Here is an 11,906-nt window from a genome sequence, read left to right on the forward strand (position 1 = left end):
TTTTCGGCCCGGGAACCGAACTACCAGGTGTGGCCGGAGCCGGTTCCGGCCACGTCGACACGGATGGGGAACCCAGGATGGCGATGACGCGCGGCGGCAGCCGTCGACGCCGGGGTGGGCTGGTGGCCGCCCTGGCCACGGCCGGGGTGCTGCTCTGGCCTGCGACCACGGCGTGGGCCGACGGCGTGACGTTCACTCCGGCCGAGGCCCAGCAGGGCAACTCGGTCAAGCTCGAGTTCCTGGTGCCCGACGAACGGCCCGGGGTCCGGACCGAGCGGATCGAGATCCGGATGCCGGCGGAGACTCCGGTGGCCGAGGTGTATCCGCTCTCGGTGGAGGGCTGGGCGCCCGCGATCACCACCCGCAAGCTGGACGTCCCGGTCGCGGGCATGCACGGCCCGGCGACCGACGTCGTGACCGCCGCGCTGACCTGGACCCGCGCTCCCGGTCCGGCGGATCCGGGTCCGGCCCGCCTGGTCTTCTCGATGGCCCCGCTGCCGCAGACCGACCAGGTGAGCTTCGATCTGACCCAGACCTACGCCGACGGGCTCCAGGTGCATTGGGGTGCCGGCCCTGGTCAGCGTCCGCTGCCGCCGCTGACCCTGACGCCCGGCGACCCGGCCTACCCCGGCGCGCACGGTGGTCACGGCACCGCCCCGGAAGGCTCGTCGGCCGACACCTCGGCGGCTCCGACCGGCACCGACGGGGGCCCGAACGCCGACAGCCTGAACGCCAACAGTCTGGTCGCCGCTGGTCTGGTCGCCGGTCTGGGCGGCGGTGCGGTGGTGGGCTGGCTGATCAGCCGGCGCCGCCGCAGCACCACGGAGGACGTCGACCGCACGGTGCTCGACGAGGAACCGAGCGCCGAGCAACCGACCGCACCGGTCGCCGAGCAGGAGCAGCGGGTCGGCGTCCGGCGCTGAGTGGGTCGGGCGTCGGGGTCAGCCGGTCCACTCCGGTAGCGGTTCACGGGCCGCCAGCCAGCCGGTGGGCACCCCGCCCGAGGTGCCGACTCCGGTGTACCCGGCCACCATCCCGCCGACGATGGCGGCGGTGGTGTCCACGTCCCCGCCCGCCTCGACACAGGCCCGTACGGCCGCCGGATAGTCGTCCAGGTAGCTGGCGGCGACCCACAGGGTGAAGGCGACGGTGTCCTGCGCGGTGACCCGGCTGCCGTTGCCGAGCGCCGCCACGACCTCGGTCAGCGGTCGACCGAGCAGGTCGACGGCCCGGCGTACGCCCCGGTGCACCTCGGTCGCCGGATCCAGCGCGGCGGCCACCCCGGCGAGCAGCCGGGCCGGGTCGGGTCGGTCGCCGTCCAGGCGGGCCCGCGCGGCCAGCGACGCGGCCACCGCCACCGCGACGGCACCGGCGATCCCCTCCGGGTGGGCGTGGGTCACCTCGGCCGACGCCTGCGCCTGCGCGGCGGCCCGGCTGGTCGAGTCGGCGAAGTACGCGCCCAGCGGCGCGACCCGCATCGCCGCGCCGTTGCCGCAGGAGCCCTGCCCGTCGAAGGCGGCGGCAGCGGCGACCGGCCAGGGGGTACCGGTGCGGATCAGCCGCAGAATGCGCACGGCACCGGGGCCGTAACCCCGGTACGGTTCGCAGCGCTGCGCGAACGCGACCGCCAGGGCGTCCCGGTCGATGCTGCCCGTCTGCGCCAGGGCTGCCAGCACCGAGCAGGCCATCTCGGTGTCGTCGGTCCACTGCCACGGTGCCGGCGGAAGCAGCCCGGCAGCCAGGTCGGCCGGCTTGCGGCCCGGTACGAAGAACTGGGATCCGAGGGCATCGCCGACCGACAGACCCGCGAGGCTGTCCCGGGCCAGCGTGAGTCGGGTGTCCGGGTAAAGGGTGAATGTCATCGTCATATCAGCTTGGCGGGTTCCGGGGTGGGCCGCAACGACGAACCATCCGCCGCGCCGAGTACCGTGCTGGGGTGGCCACCGTCCTCCTGGTCGAAGACGATCATGTCGTACGCGGCGCGATGCTGCGGTCGCTCACCGATCGAGGTCACGCGGTGCACGCCGTCGGCACCGCCCTGGACGCGCTGCGCCGGGTCGCCGCGGAGGTGCCCGATCTCGTCGTCCTCGATCTGGGGTTGCCGGATCTGGACGGCTCGGACGCGCTGCGGATGCTGCGCGGCATCACCGACGTACCGATCATCATCGCCACCGCCCGCGACGACGAACAGTCCGTGGTCAAACTGCTGCGGGCCGGAGCCGACGACTACATGGTCAAGCCGTTCACCGGCGCGCACCTGGACGCCCGGATCACCAGCGTGCTGCGGCGGGTGGGCCGGGCCAGTCGGGCGGAGCAGCCGGTCGTGCTCAGCGTCGGCGGCCTGCGGGTCGACCTCGGCGAACGCAGCGCACAGCTCGACGGGGAGTCGCTGGCGCTGACCCGAAAGGAATTCGACCTGCTGGCATACCTCGCCGCGCGTCCCGGCCGGGTAGTGTCCCGGCGGGAGCTCTTGGAGGAGGTATGGCGGCAGCCATCGGTCGGCGAGGACCAGACCATCGACGTTCACCTGTACTGGCTACGCCGCAAAATGGGCGAGTCCGCGGCGAAGCCACGCTACCTGCGCACCGTGCGGGGGGTGGGCTTCCGGCTGGTGGCGCCGGACTGAGGCGGTCCCTGGCTCTGGCGACGGCCGGCATGGGCGTACTGCTGGCGCTGGTCTTCCTGGTGCCGCTCGGGCTGACCCTCGGCAGCCAGGCCCGGGAGGAGGCGATCGCCGACGCCGCTCGGCGCAGCGCGCTGGTGACCGGGGCGCTCGCGGTGAGCACCGACCCCGACGTGGTGGCCCGCGCGGTCGAGGCCAGCGGCGACGACGCGGCGAGCCGCCCGGTGGTGCACGGCCTGGCCGACGACGCTGACGCCGACGCGACCGGACGGGCCGACGCCGACCACCTGGCGCAGGCGCGGGCCGAGCGGCGTTCCGTGGTGTTCGACGTCGACGGTGGCGTGTTGCGGTTGGATCCGGTGGTGCTGGCCGATCGGACCGCCGTGGTGGAGGTCTTCGTGCCGGACTCCGCCCTCGGCGGGGACGCCGGCAACCGGTGGCTGCTGCTCGCCGGTGTGGCCGTCGCCCTGGTGGGTGCGGCGGTGCTGGTGGTGGACCGGGTCGCCGCGCGGACGGTGGACGCCACCCGGGATCTGGTCAAGGCGGCGCTCGCGGTCGGCGACGGCGACCTGGGCGTACGCGTCGAGCTCAGCGGCCCCCGCGAGCTGGCCGAGGCCGGTCACGCCTTCAACCGGATGGCCGAACGTCTCGTCGCGGCCCGCACCGAGGAGCGGGAACTCGTGGCGGACCTGTCGCACCGGTTGCGTACCCCGCTGACCGTGCTGCGGCTCGACGCGGAGGCGTTGGAGCCCGACGACACAAGCGTGGGCTCGTTCAGCCAGGCGGAGTTGGACCACCGGCGGGGGATCCGGCGCATCCGGCAGGCGATCGTCACCCTGGAGGGTGAGATCGACACGCTGATCAAGACCACCCGCAAGGCGGTGACCACCGAGGCGGGGCCGGCCATGTGCGACGTCAGTGAGGTGGTCCGGGACCGGATGGTCTTCTGGGCGGCCCTGGCGGGCGACCAGAACCGTCCGCACCGGGTGATCGGCGCCCAGTTGCGGATTCCCGCGCCGGTGCCCCGGGCGGAGTTGGCCGCCGCGTTGGACGCGGTGATCGGCAACGTGTTCCGCTACACCCCGCAGGGCACCGCGTTCGAGGTGGCGGTCTCCCGACGTGACGGGTACGTGGCGATCCGGATCGACGACGCCGGGCCGGGCATCGCCGACGCCGACCGGGCGCTGCGCCGAGGTGCCAGCGACCAGGGCTCCACCGGGCTGGGCCTGGACATCGCCAAGCGGGTGGCGTTGCAGGCCAACGGTTCGGTGAGCATCGACCGGGCCCGGCTCGGCGGGGCCAGCGTGGTGATGCTGCTCGCCGACCCGGAGGCGACACCGCGTCAGGTCAGCCGTTTCGGCCTGGTCGGGCGGATGGCCCGGGAACAGAAGAGCAGCGGGCGTCGGTGGCCCCGGCAGCGTCCGACGGGCCAGTGAACCCCGACGCGTACGGTGACCGCCGGACGTCGCAGGGATGAGCGGGTTGTGCCCCGGGACAAGTCTTCCTTAGATCGGGATTAACCCCGGCGGTGCGCCCGCCGCTCGCTGGCAGGATTCCTTCGAACCCAGCAGTTCCACCGGCCTTCGCTCCCAGCGCACCGGCCGGTGGAGCCGTGCGCGCGGCGGGAGACATGGTCCCCCCACACCTCCTCCCGCCGCGCGCCACTCACCCGGGTCGTTGCGCTTCTGCGCCGGTGCTCAGGCCAGCGCGGCCGACAGGTAGGCGTCGATCTCGTCGAGGATCCGGCGCTTGCCGGTCTCGTCGAGGAACGACGCGGTCACCGCGTTGCGGGCCAGCTGCGCCACCTGCTCCGGGCCGGCGTCGAGCAGCCGGGCGGCCACCGCGTACTCGTCGTCGAGGGTGGTGCCGAACATCGGCGGGTCGTCGGAGTTGATGGTCACCAGCAGCCCGGCCTCGACGAGGAGGGGCAGCGGGTGCTCCTCGATGGCCGGTACCGCCCGGGTCCGCACGTTGGAGGTCGGGCACACCTCCATCGGGATCTGCCGCTCGGCGAGGTACTTCAGCAGCTCGGGATCCTGCGCGGCGGAGATGCCGTGGCCGATGCGTTCGGCGCCCAGCTCGCGCAGCGCATCCCAGACGGTCTGCGGCCCGGTGGTCTCCCCGGCGTGCGGCACCGAGCGCAGTCCCGCCGCCCGAGCCTGGTCGAAGTAGGGCTTGAACTGCGGGCGCGGCACCCCGATCTCGGGGCCGCCCAGGCCGAAGCTGATCAGCCCGTCCGGGCGTTCGTCGAGGCTGATCCGCAGCGTCTCCTCGGCGGCCTCCAGTCCCGCCTCGCCCGGGATGTCGAAGCACCAGCGCAGCTCGATGCCGAAGTCGGTGGCGGCCCGTCGGCGGGCGTCCTCAATGGCCTCGCAGAACGCCGGGGCGGGGATGCCGCGGCGTACGTGCGAGAACGGCGTCACGGTCAGCTCGGCGTAGCGGACCTGCTGGCGCGCCAGTTCCCGGGCCACCTCGTGGGTGAGGATCCAGACGTCCTCCTGGTCGCGGATCAGGTCCACGACGCTGAGGTAGAGCTCGATGAAGTGCGCGAAGTCGCGGAACACGAAGTAGTCGGCCAGCTGCTGCGGATCCGCCGGGACCGGGCTGCGCCCCTCGTGCCGCGCGGCCAACTCGGCCACGATCCGGGGTAAGGCGGAGCCGACGTGGTGCACGTGCAGCTCCACCTTGGGCAGTCCGGCGATGAAGGTACGCAGATCGGTCACAGATTCTCCTGGGCGCTGGCGCCGACACGGGCGACGACGAAGATCCGGCGGAACGGGAAGTACACCTGCCCCTGCCGCACCGGGTACGCCTCGGCGAGGCGTACGCCCAGGGCGGCCCGGAAGGCCGACCAGCCGGCGGCGTCGAGCGTGGCCCGGACCGGACGCAGCGCGGTGCCCTCCATCCAGGTCAGCACCGGATGATCCGCGTCGGGCCGGGCCTCCAGCAGGTGCACGTAGGTAGTCTCCCAGGCGTCCACGGCGCAGCCGGCGGCGACCAGCGACTCGGCGTAGTCGACCGGCTCGGCGACCGGCACCTCCCGCTGGAACGGGGCCAGTTCGGCGCGCCAGGCCGCGAGTCCGGCTACCTCACGCAGCGCGCGGTGCGACGGGGCCGCGAAGTTGCCGGGCACTCCGATGGCCATCCAGGCACCGGCGGGCAGCTGCGCGGCCCACCTGGTGAGCAGCTCACGGTGTTCAGGCACCCATTGCAGGGCGGCGTTGCTGACCAGCACGTCGGTGTGCGGGTCGGGACGCCAGTCACGCAGGTCGGCCACCTCGAAGCTGACCGGTACGTCGAGCGTGGCGGCTCGGGTGATCATCTCCGGCGAGGAGTCCAGGCCGACGATCCGGCTGGCCGGCCAGCGGGCGGCGAGGGTGGCGGTCAGGGTGCCCGGGCCGCAGCCGAGATCGACCACCGTCCTCGGCTGTTCGGCCGGCACCCGGGCGAGCAGGTCGTCGAAGGGCCGGGAACGTTCGTCGCGGTAACGCAGGTAGGTCGCGGGGTCCCACATCTCACGCCTCCAAAATACAAACCGTACGTACGTCTTGTTAGAATACGGCCCGCTCCGGCTCACAGCAAGTGAGCAACTAGGCTCAGCGTCATGGAGCAACGCACCTTCCCCCGACTGGGCCGGCAGGCCGGCGTGGTCGGCCTCGGCGCCTGGCAGCTCGGTGCCGACTGGGGCACGGTAAGCGAGGACGACGCGATGGCGGTGCTCGATGCCGCGGTCGAGGCCGGCGTCACCTTCCTGGACACCGCCGACGTGTACGGCGACGGGCGCAGCGAGCAGCTCATCGGCCGGTTCCGGGCCGCCCGCCCGGACGCCGCGCTGACCGTGGCGACCAAGATGGGCCGCCGCGTGCCGCAGACCCCCGAGGCGTACACCCTGGACAACTTCCGCGCCTGGACCGACCGGTCCCGGGCGAACCTCGGGGTGGACACTCTGGACCTGGTGCAGTTGCACTGCCCGCCGACGGTGGTCTTCGCCGACGACGCGGTCTTCGACGCCCTGGACACCCTGGTCGAGGAGAAGCGCATCGCCGCGTACGGCGTCAGCGTGGAGACCTGTGACGAGGCGCTGACCGCGATCGCCCGCCCCGGGGTGGCCAGCGTCCAGATCATCCTCAACGCGCTGCGCCACAAGCCGCTGGAGCGGGTGCTGCCCGCCGCCGCGGATGCCGGTGTCGGCATCATCGCCCGGGTGCCGCTGGCCAGCGGTCTGCTCTCCGGCCGCTACGACGAGCACACCACCTTCGCCGCCGACGACCACCGCTCGTACAACCGGCACGGGGAGGCGTTCGACGTCGGCGAGACGTTCTCCGGCGTCGACTTCACCACCGGCCTGGCCGCCGTACGTCGCCTCGCCCCGCTGGTCGGCGACGACCGGACGATGGCCCAGTTCGCGCTGCGCTGGGTGCTCGACCAGCCGGGCGTCACCGTGGTGATCCCCGGTGCCCGGGACGCGGCACAGGCCCGCGCCAACGTCGCCGTGGCCGATCAGCCAGCACTGTCGACATCGGAGCTGGCCGAGGTGGCCTCGGTCTACGACGAGCTGATCCGGCCGCAGGTGCATCACCGGTGGTGAGTGACGCACCGGCCGACGGCGTCGCGCCCCGCCGGCCCGATCACCAGGAAATCGCGATGAGCGGGTGGTTCCGGCTCACCCTCGGGCTGCTGGGCGTGGTCCTCGGCGCGGCCTGCACGGTGCAGGGGCTGGGCTATGTCGAGGGCAGCGTGATGGCCGGCCACCGGATCTGGGCCATCATCGGCCCGGTGCTGATGCTTGCCGGTCTGGTCCTGCTCTGGCTGGGCGCGCGCGCCCGCAACCGCCGGGGCTCGGCACCGCCTGGCTGAGGTGGGCAGGAAAAAGCCCCGCGTCCTGTCGGAACGCGGGGCTTCACACCGATGTGTGGGGCGGCCTCGCCACTGGCCGGCAGCCGCCGACCGGTGTTCTCAGAGGGGGCGGACCTGCTCGGCCTGCGGACCCTTCTGGCCCTGGGCGATCTCGAACTCCACCCGCTGGTTCTCCTCCAGCGTGCGGTAGCCGCTGGACTGGATGGCCGAGAAGTGGACGAAGACGTCTGCACCCCCGCCGTCGACGGTGATGAAGCCGAAGCCCTTGTCAGCGTTGAACCACTTCACGGTTCCCTGCGCCATGTGTATCTCCTTCTAAAACTGGCGGCCCAGCACGCCGTGCGGCCGGTTGGCCGTTTTCGAGCAGCGGTGCCTGAGGCGGCCCCCGGTGAAGGAGAGCTTCTCTCAACCACGCCATCTCTCAACAGCGTGGAACAGCAAACCACGTACGCAAAAACTCTGCACAGCCTAGCGGACGAAATTCTCCGACATGTGACCTGACGGATACGTCGGCATCGCTCGACGGCGGCTGTGCATGAGTCGAAAGTGCCCTGCGCGCGGCCGTTCTAGTCCGGCCAACTGCCGGTCAGGCGGCGTACGCCCACCGCTCCGCCACGATCCACGGCGGCCCGCACCACCGCGAAAATTGCTCCCTGCAGGGCCGCTGCCGCGAGGATCTCACCCCAGCGACGGTCCTCATCGGTCGCGTTGGGCGCCTCGCCGTCTCCGGCGGTCATCTTCCACACCTGACGGAAGATGCTGCCGGCGATGGCGCCGGCGGCGAGGCCCATCAGCACCCCGACCGGCCGGTAGGCGGCCTTGCCGATGCCCTTGCTCATCGACGCCTCCCCTGGATGATGGCCAGAATCACCGCGGCGACGACCGCACCTGCGGCCAGTGCCACGAAGGGTGCCGGACCGCTGCGAGCCCCGTCCGCGGACATCTCCCGGCGCAGGCCGGTCTGTGCACGGACCCGGGCGACGGTCATCGCGGCCTGGTCACGCACCCGCTCCCGGGCCTGGTCCGCAGAGGACTTCAGCCGCTTCTTGACGTCGGCCTTCGCGGCCAGCGCCTCCATCGTCTCGCCCAACTCGACCCGGGTCCGCTGGATCTCCGCCCGCAGCGCCTCGGTGTCGCCGGTGCCGTTGCGCGTCATGCCCGTCCCCTGTCCTTCACCGCGGCGCTGACCACGTCGACGTCGGCGCGCAGGCTGCGCACGGTCGCCTGCGGCACCGGCGGCACCGCCCGGCTGACCTGACGGCGTCCGATCAGAGCCAGCACACCGGCGATCAGGAACATGACCACCGCCACGATCAGCGCGGCGACCCACGCCGGCATCACCAGGGCCAGCAGCAGGATCGCGGTGGTCACCAGCGCACCGAGACCGAAGAACGCGAACGCGCCGCCGCCGGCGAGCAGACCGGCACCGATGCCGGCGCGCTTGCCCTTCTCCGTCAGCTCGGCACGGGCTAGCGTGAGTTCGTCGCGCACCAGCCGGGAGACCTGCTCGGCCGCCCGCTGGACCAGCTCGGCGGTGGACGGTTCGCTCCCGAGATGGGCGGTCTTCCCGTTGTGGGATGTCCCCCCGTTGTGGGATGTCCTGATATTCGCCACGTCGGCCATGCTGTCCCCCTCTCGTTCATCACCGCGCTGTATGCCCGAACTCGCCGCCGGTCAATCCTCGACTCGTCACCCGGCGCAGCACCGAGATGGGACAGAAGCGTCCCGCAGCAGGTCCCCAGAAAACGCGCCGGCAAACGGACGCCACCGAACCGGATGTGCAATTCGAATGCCGTGACGTCCCGTGCCAGAGCGGCCGGCACCGGGTCAGTGGCGCGCCTCGGCGGGTTCGTCGGGGCCGACGAAAGCCTCGCTGCGGGCCTCGCCGTCGTCGCTGCCACCGAAGAGGCGCGCGTCGTCCGGCACGTCGGAGCGACGGCGTGGGGCCCGCGCGGGCCGCACCCACTGCCAGGGCAGGGTGCCGGCACCGTCGCCGACCTCGGCGCGCAGCCGGGGCATCGCGGTGGGCCGCTGGTCGCGTACCCAGGCCACCAGGTGTTCGCGGACCAGGCAGCGCAGGTCCCACAACGCGCCGGCGCTGGCGGCGCTCACCAACGCGCGAATCTTGACCATGCCGCCGGTCGCGTCCGTCACCTGGAGTACGCAGACCCGGCCGTCCCACAGGTCGGTGCCCTCCACCAGGCGACGCAACTCCTCCCGCATGGCCTGCACCGGAACCGACCAGTCGACCTCGAACTCGGCCGTGCCCAGCACGGCGGCCTCGGTCCGGGTCCAGTTCTGGAACGGGGTGCTGGTGAAGTAGGAGGTGGGCAGGATCAGCCGCCGGTCGTCCCAGATCTGCACCACCACGTAGCTGAGCGTCAACTCCTCGATGCGGCCCCACTCCCCCTCGACCACCACCACGTCGTCGAGGCGGACCGCGTCGCTGAAGGCCAGTTGCAGCCCGGCGAAGAGGTTGCCGAGCAGACTCTGCGCGGCCAGCGCGGCGACGATACCGACCACGCCGGCGCTGGTCAGCACACCGGCACCGATGCCACGGACGGCGGGGAAGGTCATCAGCATCACGCCGAGGGTGAGGACCACGATCACCACGATGGTGACCCGGCGGAGCATGACGACCTGGGTGCGTACCCGGCGGGCGTGCCGGTTGTCCGGCACGTCGACGCGGAACCGGGCCAGTGCGGTGTCCTCGACCACCACCAGCAGGGCGGCGACCAGCCAGGCGCTGGCGGCGATGACCGCGAGCACCAGCAGATGCAGCAGCACCTGCCGCCAGGGGGCGTCGACGGCGTAGCCGGTGCTGAAGCGGACGGCGAACTGCACGGACAGCACCGTCGCGGTCACCTGGGCGGCCCGGTGCGCGTGCTCGGCCAGCTCGGTCAGCAGCACCGACCGACGTCCCCACCGTCCGATCAGTCGATGCACCACCTCGACGACCACGACAGCGGCCGCCGCCGCGACGAGCGCGGCGACGACCGTAACCAGGTAACTGTGCACGTGTTCCTCTCCCTCCGGTCCGACGGCAAGATCCGCACAAAGGGGCCATCTTGCCTCGGATCGCCGCCGCCGGCCACCGCTGGGGATGCGGTGGCCGGCCGGAGGGTTCAGACCTTGCGGTAGCGGGACTGGAGGAAGCAGTAGACGCCGAAGGCGGCGATGCCCAGGCCGATCAGGAGCAGCAGGAGGGTGCCGAAGGGCTGGTCGCGCAGCGTCCGCAGCGCGGCGTCCAGGCCACGGGCCTTCTCCGGGTCGTAGTTGACCGCGGCCAGCACGACCAGCAGACCGGTGACGGCGAAGGCGCTGCCCCGGGAGATGTAGCCGGCCATGCCGAGACGGCGGGCGAGCTGGGTGGTCCGGGCGTTCATCTCACCGGTCTTCAGCCGCTTCATGAACTTCTTCTTGGCCCCGTAGACGACCATGCCGACACCGATGCCGGCGAGCACCAGACCGGCGAGGCCGACCAGCCAGCGGCCACCGCTGGACTCCATCAGCCGCGCGGTGAGCTCCTCCTGCTGGGAGGCGCTGTCGGAGTTGGCGTTGGAGAAGACCTTCCAGGCCGTCCAGGCCAACCAGAGGTAGATGACCGTCCGGGCGGCGGAGACGACCCGCTCCTTGGTCCGGTCGTTGCCCTGCGCGGCGTGGTGCCCGACGGCCGCTTCGAGGGCCTGCCAGATCGCCATGGCGAGCATGCCGACGGCGATCGCGATGACAAGGAACTTGCCCATGGGTTGCGCCGCGAGGGTACGCAGCGCGCCGGACTGGTCGCCGTCGTCGGCAGACTTGCCGAACGCGAGCTGCAGGACCAGCCAGCCGAACAACAGGTGCACGATCCCGTAGCCGATGAAACCGGCCCGGGCGAGGAGTTCCAGCCACCGGCTGTCGGCCGTACGGGCGGCGGTGGCTTCGGCGTTCCGGGTAAGAGACATGGGCTCTCAATCACCGAACGCGAAGATTTCCAAACGTGGGCCGCCGCCCGCCGTGACCGCTCAGCCCGGGTTGCGGGCGATCCGGACCGCGACCTGCGAATCCGTGACGCTGTCCAGGGTGACCCCGAGGCCACCGACCTCGGCGGCCTGCTGGCCGACGGTCAACGTCAACTGCTCACCGGCGATGTCGAGGGTGACCTGGTCGTTCTGCACACCGACCAGCTTGGCCTCGACGCCGAGGATGTTGGCACTTGCCTCGACGCCACGGTCGAAGGTCACCGTGCAGGCGTCCAGTCCGCAGTTGGTGCTGGCGCCTTCCGAGCTGCAGCCGGCCAGCAGTGCCGTGCCCAGGGCGAGACCGGCGAGCAGACCGGCGATTCTGCGGGTACGGGGGGTCCTACCGGCGGGGGGTCGGTTCATCACGCCGCCAAGCGTACGAGACGCCGGCGAACACCGTCGGCGTCGCGCCGGCCCGCGAA

At 72.0% G+C, this 11,906-nt stretch carries 15 protein-coding genes; 5 read left to right on the top strand and 10 right to left on the bottom strand.

From position 1 onward, the window contains the following. Positions 1 to 77 precede the first annotated feature (77 nt). Positions 78 to 923, top strand: coding sequence for a DUF1775 domain-containing protein (locus C1A38_RS12965; protein WP_102658080.1), 846 nt, complete (start codon positions 78 to 80; stop codon positions 921 to 923). An 18-nt stretch (positions 924 to 941) separates the two neighbouring features. Here the strand turns inward: C1A38_RS12965 and C1A38_RS12970 are convergent, their stop codons facing one another. After that, positions 942 to 1,862, bottom strand: a complete 921-nt coding sequence (locus C1A38_RS12970) for an ADP-ribosylglycohydrolase family protein (protein WP_102658118.1) — start codon at positions 1,860 to 1,862, stop codon at positions 942 to 944. A 74-nt stretch (positions 1,863 to 1,936) separates the two neighbouring features. On the opposite strand from C1A38_RS12970, the gene C1A38_RS12975 reads away from it, so the two are divergent. After that, entirely contained in the window at positions 1,937 to 2,626 is a 690-nt protein-coding gene (locus C1A38_RS12975; protein ID WP_102658081.1) for a response regulator transcription factor, read from the top strand. A 29-nt stretch (positions 2,627 to 2,655) separates the two neighbouring features. Next, complete coding sequence (locus C1A38_RS12980) at positions 2,656 to 4,059, top strand: HAMP domain-containing sensor histidine kinase (RefSeq protein ID WP_199180190.1); 1,404 nt, start codon at positions 2,656 to 2,658, stop codon at positions 4,057 to 4,059. A gap of 261 nt (positions 4,060 to 4,320) precedes the next feature. Here C1A38_RS12980 and C1A38_RS12985 read toward each other — a convergent pair whose 3' ends face one another. Both C1A38_RS12985 and C1A38_RS12990 read right to left on the bottom strand, forming a co-directional pair. Further along, positions 4,321 to 5,346, bottom strand: coding sequence for an adenosine deaminase (locus tag C1A38_RS12985; RefSeq protein ID WP_102658082.1), 1,026 nt, complete (start codon positions 5,344 to 5,346; stop codon positions 4,321 to 4,323). After that, positions 5,343 to 6,137 (bottom strand): trans-aconitate 2-methyltransferase, encoded by a 795-nt coding sequence (locus tag C1A38_RS12990; protein ID WP_102658083.1) that lies wholly within the window; start codon positions 6,135 to 6,137, stop codon positions 5,343 to 5,345. Before C1A38_RS12990 ends, C1A38_RS12985 begins: the two co-directional genes overlap by 4 nt. A 90-nt stretch (positions 6,138 to 6,227) precedes the next feature. On the opposite strand from C1A38_RS12990, the gene C1A38_RS12995 reads away from it, so the two are divergent. Beyond that, positions 6,228 to 7,211: an aldo/keto reductase gene (locus tag C1A38_RS12995; RefSeq protein WP_102658084.1), complete on the top strand. Its 984-nt coding sequence runs from the start codon at positions 6,228 to 6,230 to the stop codon at positions 7,209 to 7,211. Between the two features lie 56 nt (positions 7,212 to 7,267). After that, positions 7,268 to 7,480, top strand: a complete 213-nt coding sequence (locus C1A38_RS13000; RefSeq protein WP_102658120.1) for a hypothetical protein — start codon at positions 7,268 to 7,270, stop codon at positions 7,478 to 7,480. Between the two features lie 99 nt (positions 7,481 to 7,579). Here the strand turns inward: C1A38_RS13000 and C1A38_RS13005 are convergent, their stop codons facing one another. The 7 genes from C1A38_RS13005 to C1A38_RS13035 all read right to left on the bottom strand — a co-directional run bounded on the left by C1A38_RS13005 (position 7,580) and on the right by C1A38_RS13035 (position 11,847). After that, positions 7,580 to 7,783, bottom strand: a complete 204-nt coding sequence (locus C1A38_RS13005; protein WP_013732668.1) for a cold-shock protein — start codon at positions 7,781 to 7,783, stop codon at positions 7,580 to 7,582. Between the two features lie 263 nt (positions 7,784 to 8,046). Continuing rightward, a complete protein-coding gene (locus C1A38_RS13010) occupies positions 8,047 to 8,319 on the bottom strand; it encodes a DUF4235 domain-containing protein (RefSeq protein ID WP_102658085.1) in 273 nt (90 codons plus the stop codon). Further along, complete coding sequence (locus C1A38_RS13015) at positions 8,316 to 8,636, bottom strand: DUF3618 domain-containing protein (RefSeq protein WP_102658086.1); 321 nt, start codon at positions 8,634 to 8,636, stop codon at positions 8,316 to 8,318. The genes C1A38_RS13010 and C1A38_RS13015 overlap by 4 nt, the downstream gene beginning before the upstream one ends. Further along, positions 8,633 to 9,103: a phage holin family protein gene (locus tag C1A38_RS13020; protein ID WP_233196797.1), complete on the bottom strand. Its 471-nt coding sequence runs from the start codon at positions 9,101 to 9,103 to the stop codon at positions 8,633 to 8,635. The genes C1A38_RS13015 and C1A38_RS13020 overlap by 4 nt, the downstream gene beginning before the upstream one ends. 204 nt (positions 9,104 to 9,307) lie before the next feature. Continuing rightward, positions 9,308 to 10,498, bottom strand: coding sequence for a mechanosensitive ion channel family protein (locus C1A38_RS13025; protein WP_102658087.1), 1,191 nt, complete (start codon positions 10,496 to 10,498; stop codon positions 9,308 to 9,310). Between the two features lie 107 nt (positions 10,499 to 10,605). After that, positions 10,606 to 11,427, bottom strand: a complete 822-nt coding sequence (locus C1A38_RS13030; protein WP_102658088.1) for a DUF1206 domain-containing protein — start codon at positions 11,425 to 11,427, stop codon at positions 10,606 to 10,608. 60 nt (positions 11,428 to 11,487) lie between these two features. Then, positions 11,488 to 11,847, bottom strand: a complete 360-nt coding sequence (locus C1A38_RS13035; protein WP_102658122.1) for a hypothetical protein — start codon at positions 11,845 to 11,847, stop codon at positions 11,488 to 11,490. Between the last annotated feature and the right edge of the window lie 59 nt (positions 11,848 to 11,906).

The organism is Verrucosispora sp. ts21 (assembly GCF_002879555.1).
GTDB lineage: Bacteria > Actinomycetota > Actinomycetes > Mycobacteriales > Micromonosporaceae > Micromonospora > Micromonospora gifhornensis.